The 17,113-nt window shown below is 63.7% G+C and carries 18 protein-coding genes and 1 tRNA gene; 9 read left to right on the top strand and 10 right to left on the bottom strand.

The genetic code is table 11. The features are described from left to right. The first annotated feature begins 184 nt into the window (after positions 1-184). A complete protein-coding gene (gene apbC / locus NYQ83_RS04890) occupies positions 185-1,393 on the top strand; it encodes an iron-sulfur cluster carrier protein ApbC (protein WP_261212950.1) in 1,209 nt (402 codons plus the stop codon). Between the two features lie 3 nt (positions 1,394-1,396). On the opposite strand, the gene NYQ83_RS04885 is transcribed toward apbC, so the two are convergent. From NYQ83_RS04885 to moaA, 3 genes are all read right to left on the bottom strand, one after another. After that, positions 1,397-2,554, bottom strand: coding sequence for a multidrug effflux MFS transporter (locus NYQ83_RS04885; protein ID WP_261212949.1), 1,158 nt, complete (start codon positions 2,552-2,554; stop codon positions 1,397-1,399). A 134-nt stretch (positions 2,555-2,688) separates the two neighbouring features. Beyond that, on the bottom strand, positions 2,689-3,609 hold the full coding sequence (locus NYQ83_RS04880) for a DMT family transporter (RefSeq protein ID WP_261212948.1): 921 nt from the start codon (positions 3,607-3,609) through the stop codon (positions 2,689-2,691). Between the two features lie 69 nt (positions 3,610-3,678). Then, positions 3,679-4,668, bottom strand: coding sequence for a GTP 3',8-cyclase MoaA (moaA, locus tag NYQ83_RS04875; RefSeq protein WP_261213949.1), 990 nt, complete (start codon positions 4,666-4,668; stop codon positions 3,679-3,681). A gap of 228 nt (positions 4,669-4,896) precedes the next feature. Between moaA and NYQ83_RS04870 the strand changes: the two genes are divergently transcribed. Next, complete coding sequence (locus tag NYQ83_RS04870; RefSeq protein ID WP_128292861.1) at positions 4,897-5,253, top strand: gamma-butyrobetaine hydroxylase-like domain-containing protein; 357 nt, start codon at positions 4,897-4,899, stop codon at positions 5,251-5,253. 129 nt (positions 5,254-5,382) lie between these two features. Here NYQ83_RS04870 and NYQ83_RS04865 read toward each other — a convergent pair whose 3' ends face one another. Continuing rightward, a complete protein-coding gene (locus NYQ83_RS04865) occupies positions 5,383-5,985 on the bottom strand; it encodes a L,D-transpeptidase (protein ID WP_128292863.1) in 603 nt (200 codons plus the stop codon). A gap of 247 nt (positions 5,986-6,232) precedes the next feature. Here NYQ83_RS04865 and purU point away from each other — a divergent pair, with 247 nt between their 5' ends. After that, a complete protein-coding gene (gene purU, locus NYQ83_RS04860) occupies positions 6,233-7,090 on the top strand; it encodes a formyltetrahydrofolate deformylase (protein WP_128292866.1) in 858 nt (285 codons plus the stop codon). On the opposite strand, the gene NYQ83_RS04855 is transcribed toward purU, so the two are convergent. The 3 genes from NYQ83_RS04855 to gph form a co-directional block, all read right to left on the bottom strand. Then, positions 7,087-7,707, bottom strand: a complete 621-nt coding sequence (locus NYQ83_RS04855) for a hypothetical protein (RefSeq protein WP_261212947.1) — start codon at positions 7,705-7,707, stop codon at positions 7,087-7,089. The genes purU and NYQ83_RS04855 overlap by 4 nt on opposite strands. A 141-nt stretch (positions 7,708-7,848) precedes the next feature. After that, positions 7,849-7,923: transfer RNA gene (locus tag NYQ83_RS04850), tRNA-Val, on the bottom strand. 52 nt (positions 7,924-7,975) lie between these two features. Beyond that, positions 7,976-8,668: a phosphoglycolate phosphatase gene (gene gph / locus NYQ83_RS04845; RefSeq protein ID WP_261212946.1), complete on the bottom strand. Its 693-nt coding sequence runs from the start codon at positions 8,666-8,668 to the stop codon at positions 7,976-7,978. 196 nt (positions 8,669-8,864) lie between these two features. Between gph and NYQ83_RS04840 the strand changes: the two genes are divergently transcribed. Further along, the gene (locus NYQ83_RS04840; RefSeq protein ID WP_261212945.1) at positions 8,865-9,488 is read left to right on the top strand and encodes a Crp/Fnr family transcriptional regulator; all 624 of its coding nucleotides are present in this window, start codon (positions 8,865-8,867) and stop codon (positions 9,486-9,488) included. A 93-nt stretch (positions 9,489-9,581) separates the two neighbouring features. Continuing rightward, positions 9,582-9,869 (top strand): N(2)-fixation sustaining protein CowN, encoded by a 288-nt coding sequence (gene cowN / locus NYQ83_RS04835; RefSeq protein ID WP_261212944.1) that lies wholly within the window; start codon positions 9,582-9,584, stop codon positions 9,867-9,869. A 159-nt stretch (positions 9,870-10,028) separates the two neighbouring features. Here cowN and hemB read toward each other — a convergent pair whose 3' ends face one another. Beyond that, a complete protein-coding gene (hemB, locus tag NYQ83_RS04830) occupies positions 10,029-11,012 on the bottom strand; it encodes a porphobilinogen synthase (RefSeq protein WP_261212943.1) in 984 nt (327 codons plus the stop codon). 228 nt (positions 11,013-11,240) lie between these two features. Next, positions 11,241-12,029 carry an AraC family transcriptional regulator gene (locus NYQ83_RS04825; RefSeq protein WP_261212942.1) on the bottom strand — a complete coding sequence of 263 codons (789 nt, stop codon included), beginning with the start codon at positions 12,027-12,029 and terminating at the stop codon, positions 11,241-11,243. Between the two features lie 198 nt (positions 12,030-12,227). Between NYQ83_RS04825 and rpiA the strand changes: the two genes are divergently transcribed. The 4 genes from rpiA (at position 12,228) to NYQ83_RS04805 (ending at position 15,817) form a co-directional block, all read left to right on the top strand. Then, a complete protein-coding gene (rpiA, locus tag NYQ83_RS04820; protein ID WP_261212941.1) occupies positions 12,228-12,923 on the top strand; it encodes a ribose-5-phosphate isomerase RpiA in 696 nt (231 codons plus the stop codon). Positions 12,924-12,996: 73 nt separating this feature from the next. Beyond that, positions 12,997-13,560 carry a DUF2059 domain-containing protein gene (locus NYQ83_RS04815; RefSeq protein ID WP_261212940.1) on the top strand — a complete coding sequence of 188 codons (564 nt, stop codon included), beginning with the start codon at positions 12,997-12,999 and terminating at the stop codon, positions 13,558-13,560. Positions 13,561-13,655: 95 nt separating this feature from the next. Then, positions 13,656-15,059 (top strand): glutathione-disulfide reductase, encoded by a 1,404-nt coding sequence (gene gor / locus NYQ83_RS04810; protein WP_261212939.1) that lies wholly within the window; start codon positions 13,656-13,658, stop codon positions 15,057-15,059. 92 nt (positions 15,060-15,151) lie between these two features. After that, positions 15,152-15,817, top strand: coding sequence for a tyrosine-protein phosphatase (locus NYQ83_RS04805; protein WP_261212938.1), 666 nt, complete (start codon positions 15,152-15,154; stop codon positions 15,815-15,817). Between the two features lie 17 nt (positions 15,818-15,834). Here the strand turns inward: NYQ83_RS04805 and NYQ83_RS04800 are convergent, their stop codons facing one another. Next, the gene (locus NYQ83_RS04800) at positions 15,835-17,049 is read right to left on the bottom strand and encodes an MFS transporter (RefSeq protein WP_261212937.1); all 1,215 of its coding nucleotides are present in this window, start codon (positions 17,047-17,049) and stop codon (positions 15,835-15,837) included. Positions 17,050-17,113: the final 64 nt, after the last annotated feature.

Genomic DNA, 17,113 nt, shown 5'->3' with positions numbered 1-17,113 from the left:
GTTTCCTCTCAACCTATATACCTGTCGTGGCCCGGCAGGTGAAGCCGCCATCCGGCGTCTTCCTCAGCCGATCGCAGCGTGTGGCATTTGAACTTCGGGCGAGGGGGCAATATGTCAACGGCATGCCCGCCGGACGAAACCGCCGGCTCAAAAGCACCACCGCTGACGCGGTTGAAGGATGGCAATGCCCGAGACCACTCCCACGATTACGAAAGATGTCGTCTTCGATGCGCTCCGCCGTGTCAAAGGCCCCGACCTCGAAAGTGATATCGTCACTCAGAAACTCGTTTCCGATCCCGTCATCTCGAACGGCAAGGTGATCGTGTCGATCACCGTGCCGGCGGAGGCCGCATCGCATCTGGAACCTTTGCGGCAGGCGGCCGAAAAGGTGCTCTCGGATCTCCCGGGGGTGGAGCGTGCCATGGTGGCCCTGACCGCCGAGAGACGGCCTGGGCAGGGCATGGTGCAGAATGCGATGCCGCAGAATACGGCCCTCCGCAGCGCTCCGCCACGGCCGCAACCCGCCCCCCAACCATCCGCCCCGCAGCGCGCGCCGGGCCAGGCGCCGCAGCAGCCTCAGAAAGCGGGAGTTCCTGGCGTCAAGGCGATCATCGCCGTCGCGTCCGGTAAAGGTGGCGTCGGCAAATCCACGACTGCCGTCAATCTCGCCCTCGGGCTCAAGGCGAACGGGCTCGAAGTCGGCATCCTCGACGCCGACATATACGGGCCGTCATTGCCGCGCTTGATGGGCATCAAGGGACGGCCGGAATCGGTGTCGGAGCGCATCCTGAAGCCGATGGAAGGCTACGGGCTCAAGGTCATGTCGATGGGCTTTCTCGTGGAGGAAGAGACCCCGATGATCTGGCGCGGGCCGATGGTCATGTCCGCCTTGACCCAGATGCTGCGCGAGGTCGCCTGGGGCGAGCTCGACGTGCTCGTCGTCGATATGCCTCCCGGAACCGGCGACGCGCAGCTCACCATGGCTCAGCAGGTGCCGCTCGCCGGTGCCGTCATCGTCTCGACGCCGCAGGATCTCGCCCTCATCGATGCCCGCAAGGGCCTCAACATGTTCAACAAGGTGAACGTGCCGGTCCTCGGCATCGTGGAGAACATGAGCTATTTCCTGTGCCCGCATTGCGGCGAGCGCTCCGATATTTTCGGGCATGGCGGTGCCGAACACGAGGCGGAACGCATCGGCGTTCCCTTCCTCGGCGCTGTGCCGCTGCACATGGATATCCGCGAAACCTCCGATTCAGGCCGGCCGATCGTTGCCTCCGAACCGCAATCGGAGCATGCGCGCATCTATCGCCACATTGCCGATGCCGTCGTGAAGCGTCTCAACGTGGAAAAAGCCGCCGGCGTCCGCCAGGCGCCGAGGGTGGTGGTGGAATAGAGGCTAGCGGACGATCCGAAACAGGATCACGGAGAAAGTGAAAGCCGCGACGGCCCCTGTCAGCATGACGGCTGAGAGGGGCAGGGCCGACATGCCGCCGGCGAGCACGGCTCCTGCGATCGCCGAAGAGATCGCGCCCGAGCCGATCTGCGTCGCGCCCTGAAGCCCGGCTGCCGTGCCGGCGATTTCCGGGCGCACGCTGATGGCGCCGGCGATCGTGCTCGGCAGAACGAGGCCGTTGGAAATGCCACCCACGCACATCGGCAGGAAGAGGGCCGGCGCGCTCAGATGGCCGCTTGCGATGAGAGCGAGAAGCACGAGCTGGGCGATGAGGAGAAGGCTTGACCCGGCGAGCGTCATCCGCCGGACGCCGACCTTTTCGGCGAAGCGGCCGGAGAGAAAATTGCCAAAAGCATAGCCGATCGACAGGACCGCAAACCAACTGCCATAGGCGATCGGAGACAGCCCGAGGATCGTGCCGGCCACATAGGCGCCGCCGCCCAGAAAGGCGAAGAAGACCGACGTCGCAAGGCTCGATACGGCGGTGTAGACGAGGAAGGCGGGTTCCTTGAGAAGGTAGCCGAAATCCCGAAACAAGGTGGCAAAGGCGATCCGCTCGGTCCGCGCATGGTGCGTCTCGCTGACGTCGCGCCAGGCAAGGGCCAGGACCAAGGCTCCGAACACGGTCAGCATGACGAACTGCGCCCGCCAGCCGAAACTCTGTTGCAGAAGACCACCGAAGAGCGGTGCCACCATCGGCGCCATGGCGAGCCCCATCGTGACATAGCCGATGACGCTTGCGGCTTTGCGCCGATCATAGAGGTCGCGCACGATGGCGCGCGCCAGCACGATGCCGGTGCAGCCGCCGGCCGCCTGCAGGACGCGCAGTGCGAGCAGGCTTTCAATGTCGTTTGCAAAACTCGCCAGGGCGCTGGTGGCGGTGAAGATGCTGAGCCCGCAGAGAAGGACGGGCCGGCGCCCGAAACGGTCCGACAGCGGCCCGATCACGATCTGCGAAATCGCAACGGAGGCGAGAAACAGGGACAAAACGAGCTGCACGGTGGCAAAGCTCGCGTGGAAGTCCTTCTCCAGTGCCGGCATGGACGGCACGATGACGTTGATCGCGAACGGGCTGAGCGTCGAAATGACGACGAGGCTCAAGAGACTGGGCCGCCGCCCCTCAGGTGACAGGGCGGGGGCGTCGGATATTGAAGACGGCATAAGATCTCGGCGGAGGCGAGGGGAGGGGTGGATGACCCGATAGCATCCAACCGCGCCCGGCAGACGGGGCGCGATCAGCGTGCCGGCGGTGCTGTCAGCGCTTTGCGGGCCTCCGAAGCCCCGACCTGACGCTCCCGATAGAAGGTGTAGATGCCGGTCGCAATCAAGATGCCGGTGCCGATGAAGAGGAGCGGCCCCGGCCACGCGCCGAAGACGAGCACCTGCGCAAGCACAGCCCAGATCATGAAGGAATAGCGAAATGGCGCGACGACGGAGATGTCTCCCGTGCGCATCGCGGCGATGATCAGGGTGTAGCCCGCGACCGTGCACAGTCCGGACGCGAAGATGGTGGCGAGCACGGCCGCATCGGGCATCACGGGCTCTTCGAAGAGCATGAGAAAGCCACCGAAGAGACCGACGGAGATTGCGGCGGCCGTCGTGACGGCGAGCGTGGGCAGGCCTTTCGGCAATTGCTTGGAAGCGAGATCGCGCAGAACGACCGCGAAGACGCTGAGGAGCGCGACGAGCGACCAGATGTTGAAGCCGTCGAGACCCGGCTGAATGACGAGGAGCGCCCCGCTGAAGCCGACCGCGATCGCAGTCCAGCGCCTTCGGCCGACGGTCTCGCCGAGAAAGAGTGCAGCACCCGCCGTGGTGGCGAGCGGCACCACCTGCAGGATCGCCGAAGCGTTGGCGAGCGGCAGGCGGAACAGGGCGGAGAGGTAAAGCCCCGCTGCCGCCACCTCGCCCAGGGTGCGCCAGATGAGCGTCTTATGGAAAAGCAGACTGCGATTGGCGAAGGCGCCGCGGCGCACCGCGAGTACGATTACGATCGGCGACACGATCAGACCGCGCAGAAAGATGATCTCGCCGGTCGGCAGATCGGCGCTCGCAACCTTCACCAGCGTGTCGTTGACGATGAACGTCACCATCGCTGCGAGCATCAGGAGAATGCCGCGCTGGTTTTCGCGCGGCAGGGCAGGCACAGGCGGCATGGGGAAACGGGCTTCTGGCGGGTTGATCGAAGCTTATGCTTAGGCGGCTTCTTGGGCCGCGACCAGAGCTCAGCCGCCCGTCATGCTCATATGCCGTGCAACCGCCGGACGTCGGTGATGGCGATCGATGACGAAATCGTGCCCCTTCGGCTTGCGGGTGATCGCCTCGTCGATGGCCTGCGCGAGGAGCGCATTGCCTTCAGAGGCGCGCAATGGTGCCCGTAGATCGGCCGCGTCTTCCTGGCCGAGACACATGAACAGAGTGCCCGTGCACGTCACCCGCACGCGATTGCAGCTCTCGCAGAAATTATGCGTGAGCGGGGTAATGAAGCCGAGCCTGCCGCCGGTCTCCTCGACCTCGACGTACCGCGCCGGCCCGCCGGTCTTGTAGGGGATGTCCGTCATGGTGAAGCGCTCTGAAAGTCGCGCACGGACGGTGGAGAGCGGCAGATATTGGTCGGTGCGGTCGCCTTCGATCTCGCCGAGCGGCATCGTCTCTATCAGCGTCAGATCCATGCCCTGACCATGGGCAAAGCGGATCATCTCCGGGATTTCGTGTTCGTTCACGTCTTTCAACGCGACGACGTTGAGCTTCACCTGAAGTCCTGCGTCCTGCGCCGCCTTGAGGCCCGCCATCACGCGGCCGAGATCGCCCCAGCGTGTGATGGCCTTGAATTTGTCGTGATCAAGCGTGTCGAGGGAGACGTTGATCCGGCGCACGCCGAGTGCTGCGAGATCATGCGCGTAACGTTCGAGCTGTGAACCGTTCGTCGTCAGGGTCAGCTCCTCGAGCCGCCCGGTGGTGAGATGGCGCCCGAGCGCCTCGATCAGCCACATGATGTTGCGGCGCACGAGAGGCTCCCCGCCGGTCAGGCGCAGCTTGCGCACGCCTTTGTCGATAAAGGCGGTGCACAGGCGCTCCAATTCCTCGAGCGACAGAAGATCCCGCTTAGGCAGGAAGGTCATGTCCTCGGCCATGCAATAGACGCAGCGGAAATCGCAGCGGTCGGTCACTGAGACGCGCAGATAGGAGATCGACCGCCCGAACGGGTCGATCATCGGCGCTGTCTCCGACGCCGTGTCGACCGGCGTGACGGTCGCGATGTCGGATTTCTGCACGATGGAATTCACTGACGCCTCATTGTTCCGTTTGCCTGCCTCCCCTTCGCCTGTGATCGGCAAATGGTGCTGGCAAGCCGTTTCCCGCCCTTATAGGAGAAGAATGTAATGGCGCCGCCGTCCGCGTCAAATGGCAGCGCGGCGCCGCAGCCCCTTGAAGGAGACATGATGGCGGAACCCTGGCCGACCGAAATCCGTCTGAAGAAGGACCGGCACATGCTGGCCGTCAGTTTTGAGAGCGGCGAGACGTTCGAGCTGCCGGCGGAGTATCTGCGGGTTTTTTCACCCTCCGCCGAGGTGCAGGGGCATTCGCCGTCCGAGCGCAAGCTCGTCTCGGGAAAGGCCGATGTGATGGTGATCGAAGTCGAACCGATCGGCAATTACGCCGTCCGTCTGCATTTCGACGATCTGCACAACAGCGGGATCTTCACCTGGTCCTATCTCTACCGGCTCGGACAGGACTTCGGCTCCCTGTGGGCGGGCTATCTGGAAGAGCTGGCCGAAAACGGTCTCTCGCGCCGCTGAACGGGGCAGGTGGGACTTCTCTCAGAGCTCAGAACGAAAACGGTCGGCGCAGGCGCCGCCCCATGGAGCTTGAAACGAAAACGGCCGGCGCAAGCGCCGGCCGTCGATAAATCGTGTCGTCGAATCGCCCTAGCGGCGCACGACCACCTTCGTGCCGACATTGACCCGTTCGTAGAGGTCTGTGACGTCGTCGTTGGTCATGCGAATGCAGCCCGAGGAGACCGCCGTGCCGATCGTCCAGGGCTCGTTCGAACCGTGGATGCGATAGTAGGTGTTGCCGATGTAGAGCGCGCGGGCACCGAGCGGATTGTTGGGGCCGCCTTCCATATGCGCCGGCAGGCCCGGCTGGCGCTTGCGCATCGCCGGCGGCGGCGTCCAGCCCGGCCACTCCGCCTTGCGCGTCACGCGGTGCGTGCCGGCCCACTGGAAGCCCTCGCGGCCGACGCCGACGCCGTATTTCAGCGCCTTGCCGTCTTCCATGACGTAGTAGAGGCGGCGTTCGCCGGTATCCACGATGATCGTGTTCGGGCCGTAAGGGCCAGTGTAATCCACCACCTCACGCTGCACCGGAGACTTGCCATGGAGGCGGGAGCCCGGGCCGAAGCTCAGCCATTGCTTGGAAACGGGATCAAAAAATCTTGCCGTCGGCTGCGCCGAGGCGTTGGGAGCAAAAGAAACGGCGCTAACAAGCGCCACAGCGACCGCAGTCGCAAGTAATCCAAACTTTCTCATTACCGTCCCCGGAAAGGCTGGCGAGTTGATGTGTCACTTTAACCTCTGTGTCGAATCGCTCTCAAAAGGCAAGCACCGGGCGGTTCGCGGTGCGGCGCCTTGACGCTTTTGCAACCGTATGTGGCTCGCCTGCCACGCTCGGCCCCGGGCGTCGTCGGCAAGTCTTCCCCACCGCGCCGCCGACAGCGCGTCTTGCGCTGCCGCATTTGATTGCTAAAGCAACCTCAGCTGAGCCAACGGACAGGTCATGGCCGATTTCATTCTCACCTTCTCCTGCCCCAATCGTCCGGGCATCGTCGCAGCCGTCGCGACCTCACTCGTCTCCAGTGGCTACAACATCCTGGAGGCGCAGCAATTCGATGATGCCGAAACCGGCCACTTCTTCATGCGGGTTCTCTTCAATCCCGTGCTGGAAGGGGCCGACATCGAAGAGTTCCGCGAAAAGCTCGCGGAGATCGGCGAGCGCTTCGAAATGGAGCTGACGCTGCGCGACCGCAGCGTGAAGCCTAAGGTCATGCTCCTCGTCTCGAAATTCGATCATTGCCTCGCCGACCTTCTCTACCGCTGGCGGATCGGCGAATTGCCGATGCAGATCACAGCCATCGTCTCCAACCATCCGCGCGAGGCCTTGCAGCTGCCGGAGCTCGATGAGGTGCCGTTTCATCATCTGCCGGTGACGGCCGCGACGAAGCCCGAACAGGAGGCGAAACTCTGGGATCTGATCGAAGAGACGGAGACGGAGTTCGTCGTTCTCGCCCGCTATATGCAGGTTCTGTCAGACGAGCTGTCGACCAAGCTCGCCGGGCGCTGCATCAATATCCATCATTCGTTCCTGCCGGGCTTCAAGGGCGCCAGACCGTATCATCAGGCGCATGAGCGCGGCGTGAAGCTGATCGGGGCGACGGCGCATTTCGTCACGCCCGACCTCGACGAGGGGCCGATCATCGAGCAGGACGTGGAGCGCATCTCGCATCGCCACACGCCCGCTGATCTCATCGCCAAAGGCCGTGACATCGAACGCCGGGTACTTGCGCGCGCATTGCACTACGTGCTCGACGATCGCGTCATCATCTCTGGGCGAAAGACGGTGGTCTTCTACGATTAAAGGGAATCTTGCAGCAGCTTCTCGATCTTGCGCCGCTCCCGGCGCGAGCGAATCTGCTGAGAATCGCTGGTCGTCGGGCAGATCTGGATATCGTCGTCCGTATGCCGGATCTCGAAGGTCCGGCGTGCCCCCGCGAGGAGATCGTCGGCACCGTAGACGATCACGGCGGTCAGCTCGAGAGATCGGACCGAGGCGAGCCACTCCTCGTTCGATCCCTGTCCCTCATTGTCGCCGATCGTCAAGATCAGGTCGTGGAACGTGCCGATGTCGAGATATTCGCCGGCTTTCAGCGGCCCCTGCTTCATGCGCGAGCGGGGATCAGCGTCGAGCGCGTCGCCGAGATCGCGGAGATCCGTCAGCTCCTGCCTATAGGTCTTGTCGTCGGTGGTGACGAAGGCGATGAGGCTCGTCAGGTAGATCGCCTCCGCGCTCATATTGCTGATCAGGCAGCGCGCTTCCGTGCCGAGGCCTCCGCCGCGATTGATGAGGACGGTCGAGCGCCAGCGGCGCCTGTAGGCGACGAGCAGGAGCTGCAGGTAAACGAACCAGACGAGCAGCATGAGCAGGCTCGTAATGGCTGAGAAAGCGCCGGAATAGTGCTGGATCCAAGACCACATGCGCGCCGAAACTAGGCGGCACCTGCGACGCGTCTAGAGAGAGATGTCGGTTCTTCGTTTAGGCGCCATAATTTCCGAGAGCATGGGAACTCTGCGAGATCATTCGCGAAGAGCCTGGGAAAAAGTCATGAGCCGGAAAAATGGTGGGCGCGACAGGGATTGAACCTGTGACCCCTGCCGTGTGAAGGCAGTGCTCTCCCGCTGAGCTACGCGCCCGACTCGCAGCAGCGATTTGGCACGGAGCCGCGCCGCGGTCAAGCCGGCGCGCTCATTCCACGGCTGCCGATCCCCCGCGCGTTTCAAGAAGCCTTGCGGCGAGTGCGGGTGTGAGCTGCGAATAGCTGTCGATGATGACGTCGGGACGAAGCTCGGCCATCGGTTTCGTCGTGTAGCCGAAAGGCACACCGATGACCGGAACGAAAGCCGCACGCGCCGCCGCGATATCGGCTGCCGAATCGCCGACCATCAAAGCGGCGTCGGGCTTGCCGCCCGCAGCTTCGATGGTTTCCAGAAGATGTGCCGGATCGGGTTTGCGCTTGGCCACCGAATCGGCGCCGAGCACGGCCCGAAATCGATTCAGAAGCCCGAGCTGATCGAGAAGCAGCTTCGACATGCCGACGCGCTTGTTGGTGCACACGGCGAAGCTCCAGCCTTCCGCTTCGAGCGTATCGAGCGTGCTCACGAGTCCCGGAAAGGGCCTGCTTTCGACGCAGATATGTTCCTCGTAATGGGCGAGGAAGACCTCCAGCAATCGGTCGAGTTCTTTCGGCGCCACCTTGCGCCCGGAGAGCTTCAGACCCTCTTCGATCATGGCGCGCGCACCGCGCGAGATGCATGGCATGATCCGCTCGCGCGGGGCAGGGGGCAGGCCGTGCCTGCCAAGAATATGGTCGAGCGTCGCCAGTAGATCGGGGGCGGTGTCGACGAGCGTGCCGTCGAGATCGAAGACGATGAGGGACATGGCGTTGGGCTAGCCGAGGCGCGAGGCGGGTGCAAGCGAGCGAAGGGCGGTCGTCCCATCGCGCGCGCCGGTATCAAGATAAGGCTGGCCGCTTGCCTGCCAGAAGAGGCTGGTGTGAATTGAGAAAGCAGCCGCGGCCGGCCGATGGGTATCCCGCCGGCCGAGGTGATGCGAAGACCGCCAGAAAGAGGTGTCCGTGTCCGATCATCCATCTTCCGCGCATTGGCTTGATCGGCTCGAAAACGGTCACAGGCGTCGTTACGGCGCCGGGGAGACGATTGCTCATCCCGATGCAGAGACGGACCGGCTGTTTGTGCTCAAGACGGGGATGGCGCGCATCTGCCTCAACGGCGCGACCAAGGCGCTGACGCTCTCCTATCTGCGCCCCGGCGGCATCTATGTGACGCATACGCGCGCCTGGGTGGAGGCGCTGGAAGATTGCGAGATCGTGAGCTGGCCGGTGCGCGAGATGCTGACGCTTGTCTCCCGCCATCCGGAGCTCGCTGTGGAAGCTCTGCGCGATATCGGCCAGGTGCTTTCGGGCGCGCTTGATCTGATCGAAGATCTCGCCTTCCGTCCGGTGGAATCGCGGCTTGCCCGCTTTCTGCTTCTGGAGAGCGCGCGGCAGAACGATGTCCGTATCCGCCTCATCGACCACACCGAAGCTTTGGCAAGCGCGCTCGGCACCTCGCGCCAGACGCTGTCGACGCTCGTCAACAAGCTCATCCGCGACGGTGTCGTCAGCCGTGAGGGCCGCGAGCACCTTTTGATCCTCGCGCCGGCACGGCTTGAAGAACTGAGTGCGCTGTCGCCCGGCTGACAGCGCGGCAGACGCGCGTGCCTCATAATCTGTCGCTCCGGCTTATGGGGACGGTCTTTCTCGCGAAAGACCAGGGGAGAGGATCAGAAGACGATGGCCAGTCAAGCCGCCGATCGCGGCGACCGTTACGTGAGTTTTCTGGGGCTCGATTGCGATGCCAAGGCCGAAGCCATGATGGAAATGCTGTCGGGGGCGATGCGCACGAGCAGCTCGCAATGGGTCGGCTACTTTGAGCAAAAACTCGCCGAGAACCAGAAGATGGGCCGTGACAGCCTTTACTTCGTCGGCAGCCAGGTCAACGCGCTCTCCGCCTTCTTCGAGGAGGAGGGCGACGAGGCGGCGCTGTCGCTCCTCGCAGAGCTGGAAGACAAATGCTGCTGAAGGGGCGATGGCAAGCGTCTGGGCGCAGCGTCTCTCTGTAGTGCCTTAGGACGCGAATGCGGGACGCCGCGATCATCCCCCGAGTGCCCGAACGCTGGCATACAGCCGCCGGTCACTCAAAGGCTTTGCGCTGCTCCCGCCCTGCGAAGGCGTCGCCGATCAGGCGCCGACCCATCCCTCTCTCAAAGCCTGATGGGCGTAATAGCTGATGATCAGATCAGCGCCGGCGCGTTTCATGGCCAGCAGGCTTTCATGCACACTCGTGGCCTCGTTGAGGGCGCCGGCATCTGCCGCGAACCGGATCATCGCGTATTCGCCGCCGACCTGATAGCAGGCGAGAGGCAGAAGCGTGCGCTCGCGCAGACGCGTCAGCACATCGAGATAGGCGAGACCCGGTTTGACCATAAGCATGTCCGCGGCCTCGGCTTCATCGAGCAGAGATTCCAGCAGCGCTTCGCGTCCGTTGGCGGGGTCCATCTGATAGGAGAGGCGGTCGCCGTTCAGATTGCATCCTGCGGCGGCGCGGAACGGACCGTAGAACGCCGAGGCGAATTTCGACGAATACGCCATGATGGGCGCGTTCGTGTGCCCGCCTGCGTCGAGCGCGCGCCGGATGGCCGCGACCTGACCATCCATCATGGCTGAAGGGGCGACCATATCGGCACCGGCCTCCACGGCGACCAAAGCCTGCCGGCCGAGATTTTCAAGCGTCGCATCGTTGTCGACACTGCCGGCACGATGGACGCCGCAATGTCCGTGATCTGTGTACTCGCAAAAGCAATTGTCCGTTATGACAACGAGCTCTGGCACCTCACGTTTGGCAACGGCCACCATCCGCGCCATCAGGCCTTGCGGGTTCCAGGTGTCGCTTCCATCGGCATCCTTGTGGTGCGAGATGCCGAAGAGGATGACGGCCTTGACGCCGTCCTTTGCGATCCGATTGATTTCGCTTGCGAAAGATCGCTCCGGCACACGGGAGATCCCCGGCATGGTCGGAATCATGACCGGTTCCTCGATCTCTTCCTCGACCAGGATCGGGTAGATGAGGTCTTGGGCCGAGACGCTGGTTTCGCGAACAAGAGATCTCAACATCGAAGAATGACGAAGTCTGCGGGGTCGCCGTGCCGGGAAAAGAGCAGTCATAATTCTCTCCAGATTGCCTCGAAAGCGATGTGACGCGTGGCAATGCCGTGTGTCTTGAAGAGGCCGTCTTGCGCAGGATGCCGGCAGGACAGCCGAGCGCAGGAGCCCCACGAAGATGCGGCGCGGGTGGGTTGCGCCTTGGCCGACATCTACGCCGCAGCGTGATGTCGTGCGTCGCGGATTTGGACAAAAGCTACGTCTTGTCAGACACGCATGGGAAGAGGCTGGCTATATCTCCGCGTTCTTGTGGAAGTAGCGGCTGGGCTTTTCGCCCATGATTTGGCGAAACATCGTCGCGAATGCGCCCGGCGTGTCATATCCCAGATCGGCGGCCACGATCCCGACGGCTTCCCCTGCCGCAAGGCGCGGGAGGGCGGATAGGGCGCGGACCTGGTTGCGCCACAACAGAAAATTGCTTCCGAATTCGCGTTTGAAAAGGCGGGCGAGAGTTCTGGAAGAGGCGCCGGAGAACTCGGCCCATTCTTTCAGGGAGCGCACGTCACCCGGCTCGTCGATGAGTGCGCGGCAGATCGCGGCAAGCCGCTTATCCCGGGGCATCGGCAGATAGAGAACCCCGTCCGCCTCCCAGGTGATTTCGTAGAGGATGAGATCGAGAACCCGCCTGGCATGTGCGTCCGGCATCTCGTCTTCGGGCATTTGCACGACGCGCAGGATCAGCTCGCGCAACAAGGGTGACACGCGAATCCTCTGCGGCTTCGTCGGCAACGGAAACGGGCAAACCTCCCCAACGATATAAAGTGTTCTGAGAGAAACATTGCCGCGGGCGCGCATCTCATGGGTGATGCCAGCCGGCATCCAGACCGCGCGCTGCGGTGGCAGGAGCCACAGGCCCTCGGCTGTTGCCACCTCCATCACCCCGCCGATCGCGTAGATCAATTGGGCGCGCTCATGCATATGGGGTGGAAGATGAAAGCCCGCCGGATACTCTTTCGGCAGTCCCACGATGCCCCGGTGGGGAGCCGGATCTTCGATTGGATCTGCGCTCTTGCTCGTCATGTCGCTGGCTTTCTACCATGGATGCCATAACTCAGCGCGATCTCCTGCGAGGAGTCCTCAACGAGGCCCGCCATGGGAGCCCGCTTGAGGCCGTGGGTTGTCATTCGATAGGCTCTGGCGCAAACGGGTCGCTCAACAGGATCCAATGACGGCGCGGCGGACTGAACGCGCTTTGAAGATAAGCGGCAGGCGGGGGCAATGATGACAGATGATCTGAAACGCCAGGCGGCAGAGGCGGCTCTGGAGTTTGTCGAGGACGGCATGAACCTCGGCCTCGGCACCGGGTCGACGGCGAGCTGGTTCGTGAAGCTTCTGGGCGAGAAGGTTCGCGCCGGCATGAATGTCGTCGGCGTCCCGACATCGGAGGCGACGGCCAAACTGGCGCAGGACGAGGGGATCGCGCTCACCTCTCTCGACGAGATCGACCGTCTCGATCTCACCGTCGACGGCGCCGACGAGATCGGCCCGGAGCTTGCCCTGATCAAGGGCGGCGGCGGGGCGCTGTTGCGCGAGAAGATCGTGGCTTCCGCTTCTGCGCGCATGCTCGTCATCGCCGATGCCGGCAAGCATGTCGAACATCTCGGGGCTTTTCCTCTGCCGATCGAGGTCGTGCGCTTCGGCAAGAAGGCGAGCGAACGCGCCATTGAAGAGCTGATTTCGAGGCTTGGCCTCAGTGCGGAACTCGCCTGGCGCACACGCGGCGGAGAGCTTTTTGCAACCGACGAAGGCCATGTCATCATCGATGCATCTTTTGGCCTCATTCCTGATCCAGAGGCGCTCGCGCGCGGCCTGTCGGAGATCCCCGGCGTCGTGGAGCACGGGCTCTTTCTCAACCTGGCCGAGACGGCGCTGATTGCCACGCCCGAGGGTGTGAAGAGGCTCACCCGCGCTTGATGCGGGCGTGACGTCGCCCGGCTTTTCCGTTATCGACGGCATCCAACGCGCCGTCACACATCAGGAGTTCTTCATGTTTCGGCTTTCCGCGCTTTGCCTGCTGCTGCTCGGGGCGGTGGTCCCGGTTTATCCCGCTGCAGCCCAGGACGCGAACCCGGCCCCGGCGACCGGCGCGCCGGCTGAACCTTCGGATGCGCAGATGGCGCTGGCCGCCAAGGTCCTGTCGGCCTCCAACCTGTCGCGCAGCTTCGACGAGATCCTGCCCGAAGTGGCCGATCAGGCGAAGATGACGCTCATCCGCTCCAATCCGCAGATGCAGCTCGGCATCATCGAGATCGTCGATCAGGTGGCGCTCGACATGGTGGATCGCCGTGCCGAACTGGAAAAGCGGCTGGCGCGCATCTGGGCGATCAATTTCACCGAGGACGAGCTCAACGATCTGCTCACGTTCTTCCAGACGGATACGGGCGACAAGTTCACCGGGACGCTCGTCGGCCTTTTGAGCGCGCAGGTTTCGGTGAGCCAGGCCTGGGCGAAGGAGATCGGCGACGAGATGCTGCGCCGTTCGACGCAGAAACTGCAGGAAATCTCCAAGAACGAAGCGAAGAGCCTGCAGGGCGAGACGAATCCGCAGTGAGCGGAGACGCATGAACCGACACGCGTGCGCTGGCACGCGTGAGCGGATACGGCGAGGGCGCTCGCTGCGCCATTAGGAAGACAACGGGATCTGCGATGACTGAGCGGCGCTACGACTACGACCTTTTCGTGATCGGGGCCGGCTCAGGCGGGGTCCGTGCGGCCCGCCGGGCGTCCGAAGCCGGCGCCCGGGTCGCTGTTGCCGAGGAAAGCCGTGTCGGCGGCACCTGTGTCATCCGCGGCTGCATCCCGAAAAAGTTCCTGGTCTACGCCTCGCAATTCGGCGAGTCTTTCGAAGACGCCGTTGGTTACGGCTGGTCTTACGAGAATGCGCGCTTCGACTGGCCGACGCTGATCGCCAACAAGGACCGCGAAATCGCTCGCCTTGAAGGCGTCTATCGCAGCAATCTGGAAAAATCGGGCGTCGAACTGATCGACGACCGCGCGGTTCTCGCCGGCGGTCATGAGATCGAGCTGAAACGCTCCGGCACCACCGTCTCGGCTGAACGGATCTTGATCGCAACGGGCGGCAGGCCCAATCCGCACCGCGCGCTGCACGGGCATGAGCTCTGCATCACCTCCGACGAGGCCTTTGAGCTCGAAAAGCTGCCGGAGAAGGTGGTGATCGCTGGCGGCGGCTACATCGCGGTGGAGTTCGCCGGGATATTTGCCGCCATGGGCGTGGAGACGACGATTCTCTATCGCGGCAAGGAGATCCTGCAACGCTTCGACATGGATCTCCGGCGCCTCCTGCACGCCGAATACGAGAACAAGGGCATCCATATCCGTTGCCAGGACGTGCTCGGCCGTATCGAGCGAAAGAGTGATGGTTGGCTGCGCGGGACGTTTCTGGGCGGCGATTGTTATGACGCCGAGCAGATCATGCTCGCCGTCGGCCGCCTGCCCAATACCGAAGGGCTCGGGCTTGAAAAGCTCGGCATCTGCCAGGACAAGCGCGGCTCGATCTGCGTCGACGAGTATTCGAAGACCAATGTCGACCATGTCTGGGCGATCGGTGATGTGACCGACCGCATGCAATTGACGCCGGTCGCCATCCACGAGGCGATGTGCTTCGTCGATACGGTTTTCTGCGGGCGCCCGACCAAGCCCGATTACGGCAGCGTGGCGACGGCCGTCTTCTCGCAGCCGGAGCTTGGCACAGTTGGCATGACGGAAGACCAAGCCCGCTGCGATATCGACAATCTGGCGATTTACAAGTCGGTCTTCAGGCCCCTGAAGAACACGCTGTCGGGCCGCTCCGAACGCATGCTGATGAAGCTCGTCGTCGATGCCGACACCGACAAGGTCCTGGGCGCGCATGTGCTCGGCCCGGATGCCGGCGAGATGGCGCAGCTTCTGGGTGTTTCCGTCAAGATGGGCGTGACGAAGTCCGATTTCGACCGCACCATGGCCGTGCATCCGACCGCGGCGGAAGAACTCGTGACGATGTACAAGCCCTCCTACACGGTGCGCAAAGGCGAAGTGGTCGAGGCGGCGTGAGGGCAGGCCGATCCGTCCTACCGCCTCGTTCGCCGTAAGCTCTGCTTCAGGCAAGTGACATAAGACCGCCGTCGGCATCGATGGACGGCAGCATGAAGCGGAAGATTGCGAACGAAACTGCGAGCGTTGCGACGGCCAGGGAAGGCGAAGGCGGGATGACGCGATTGCCGAGACTTCGCCTGAGGCGCGCCTTGGGGCGGCGCCTGGGGGTTTTCTGCCTTGGGCTTTCGGTCCTCCTTTTGGGAGGCGCAGGCAGTTACGCGGGCTACACCTATCTCAACGACAATTTCCACGTGGTGAAGGCCGGGAGCCTTTACCGTTCGGCGCAGCCGACGCCGGAGCTTTTGGCGGAATGGAAGCAGCGCTACGGGCTGACGACCATTGTGAACCTGCGTGGCGCCAATCCCGGCGCCCCGTGGTACGAGGCGGAAAAGGCGGCAGCGGCCCGCCTCGGGCTTCGCCTCATCGATTACAGGATCTCGGCAAAACGCGTTCTGTCGGGTGAAGAGACGATCGAGCTCGTGTCGCTCCTCGCTGGGCTGGACGGACCGACGCTCGTCCATTGCATGAGCGGTGCCGACCGCAGTGGCATCGCCTCCGCCTATTATCTCGCAAGCGTTGCCAAGGCGGGCGAAGAAGCCGCGGAAAGCCAGCTGTCGCTCTGGTATGGCCATGTGCCACTCTGGCTTTCGCCCTTCTACGCCATGGATATCTCCTTCGAGGCGGCGGAGCCGGGCTTCGGCTATCTCGATTCGTAACAGGCGGCCGCGCCCTATTATCCGCGCAGCCTGAGCCGCACCGCGCTCCAGGTGGCCAGGAGGCCGCCTAGGCCGAGAAGCGAGAAGGTGAGGCCCCAGGAGGTCGGCAGGGAGAGCGCCTGGCCGCGCGCCAGATCGAGCACGCTGCCGGCGGCCATCGGCGCAACGGCGCCCGCGCCGAAGCCCAAGAGCGAGCGAACGGCCAGCACCTTTCCGAGGACGCCGGGCGTCGTCGTCTCCGTGAGGGCGACGGTCAACACCGGGGAATCGGCGATGGACGTCACCGCCTGCATCATGGCGAGCGTGATCAGGATTGCGAGCGGCGCGGCGACGAGCCAGCCGATGGAAAAGGAGAGCGCGGTCGACAGGGCCGCAATGCCGACGAGCACGCTCTTGCGGCCGAGACGGTCCGACAGCCCGCCCATGGAAAAGGTGGCGCCGGAGGCGAGGAGATGCATCGCCGCGATCAGGATGGCGCTCTGTCCGCTGGCGAGCCCGATGCCGTGGCCGGAGAGTGCGAAGGCGGCGGCGAGAAGCGCCGGCATCCACGCCCAGCCGCCGAGCAGTTCCCAGCAATGGAAGACGTAGCCGGCGGTCAAGAGCCTGGTGTCGCGCGCCCGCCAGATGGCGTCGAAGAGGCCTTCGCCCTTCGTCCGCCGGTGGATGGTGTTCGGCGTTTCTCTGAGAAGCAGGAGAATGAGGACGGCGCCGATGGCCGGCGTCGCGCCGCAGACGATGAAGGCGACCTGCCAGCCGCCGAGCGACAGCGCGGCGCCCGTCAGAGCGAGTGAGAAGGCGTAGCCGACGGAGGTGGAGCCGATGAGCCAGCCCATCGCGGTGCCGCGGCGCCGGTCCGTCGCCATCTCCGAAAACACCATGACGAGCGGCGTGTAGATGCCGCCCTGGGCGAGCCCGGTGAGGCCGTAGAGGACGATCGCGCTCGACCAGTCGCGGGCGAAGAGGCCGAAGGCGAGCGAGCTGATGCCGGTCGCCACCGCTGAGACCTGCACCATGCGCTTGGCACCGAAATAATCGGACGCCCAGGCAAAGAGGAAGAGCGAGACGGAATAGGAGAGCGTGAAGGCGGAGACGACGGCACCGGCGCGGGTCGCAGAGATTCCCCATGCGCTCTGCAGCACAGGGATCGAGGCAGCGCCGGTCATGAAGCTGGCATAAAGGAAGACGCGCGACAGGCAGACGAGAATCGTCCACCGTCCGACGGATTGGGCCATGAGGTGTCCTTGTTGCTGCCTCGGATGTGCGGGAAGGAGCCGAGAGCACGCGTTCCATACCTTC

It is taken from the genome of Afifella sp. JA880 (assembly GCF_025379905.1).
Taxonomy (GTDB): Bacteria; Pseudomonadota; Alphaproteobacteria; order Rhizobiales; family Afifellaceae; genus Afifella; species Afifella aestuarii.
This window is presented reverse-complemented; position numbering and strand designations above follow the sequence as displayed.

What these genes read in the sequence shown, in the direction of transcription:
- gph (WP_261212946.1), bottom strand. Translation starts at nt 8,668, where the DNA reads ATGTCCCTCATCGTCTTCGATCTCGACGGCACGCTCGTCGACACCGCC.
- NYQ83_RS04880 (WP_261212948.1), bottom strand. Translation starts at nt 3,609, where the DNA reads ATGCCGCCTGTGCCTGCCCTGCCGCGCGAAAACCAGCGCGGCATTCTC.
- apbC (WP_261212950.1), top strand. Translation starts at nt 185, where the DNA reads ATGCCCGAGACCACTCCCACGATTACGAAAGATGTCGTCTTCGATGCG.
- NYQ83_RS04800 (WP_261212937.1), bottom strand. Translation starts at nt 17,049, where the DNA reads ATGGCCCAATCCGTCGGACGGTGGACGATTCTCGTCTGCCTGTCGCGC.
- hemB (WP_261212943.1), bottom strand. Translation starts at nt 11,012, where the DNA reads ATGACTGCTCTTTTCCCGGCACGGCGACCCCGCAGACTTCGTCATTCT.
- moaA (WP_261213949.1), bottom strand. Translation starts at nt 4,668, where the DNA reads ATGATCGACCCGTTCGGGCGGTCGATCTCCTATCTGCGCGTCTCAGTG.
- NYQ83_RS04815 (WP_261212940.1), top strand. Translation starts at nt 12,997, where the DNA reads ATGTTTCGGCTTTCCGCGCTTTGCCTGCTGCTGCTCGGGGCGGTGGTC.
- NYQ83_RS04805 (WP_261212938.1), top strand. Translation starts at nt 15,152, where the DNA reads ATGAAGCGGAAGATTGCGAACGAAACTGCGAGCGTTGCGACGGCCAGG.
- rpiA (WP_261212941.1), top strand. Translation starts at nt 12,228, where the DNA reads ATGATGACAGATGATCTGAAACGCCAGGCGGCAGAGGCGGCTCTGGAG.
- NYQ83_RS04870 (WP_128292861.1), top strand. Translation starts at nt 4,897, where the DNA reads ATGGCGGAACCCTGGCCGACCGAAATCCGTCTGAAGAAGGACCGGCAC.
- NYQ83_RS04865 (WP_128292863.1), bottom strand. Translation starts at nt 5,985, where the DNA reads ATGAGAAAGTTTGGATTACTTGCGACTGCGGTCGCTGTGGCGCTTGTT.
- NYQ83_RS04825 (WP_261212942.1), bottom strand. Translation starts at nt 12,029, where the DNA reads ATGACGAGCAAGAGCGCAGATCCAATCGAAGATCCGGCTCCCCACCGG.
- purU (WP_128292866.1), top strand. Translation starts at nt 6,233, where the DNA reads ATGGCCGATTTCATTCTCACCTTCTCCTGCCCCAATCGTCCGGGCATC.
- gor (WP_261212939.1), top strand. Translation starts at nt 13,656, where the DNA reads ATGACTGAGCGGCGCTACGACTACGACCTTTTCGTGATCGGGGCCGGC.
- NYQ83_RS04855 (WP_261212947.1), bottom strand. Translation starts at nt 7,707, where the DNA reads ATGTGGTCTTGGATCCAGCACTATTCCGGCGCTTTCTCAGCCATTACG.
- cowN (WP_261212944.1), top strand. Translation starts at nt 9,582, where the DNA reads ATGGCCAGTCAAGCCGCCGATCGCGGCGACCGTTACGTGAGTTTTCTG.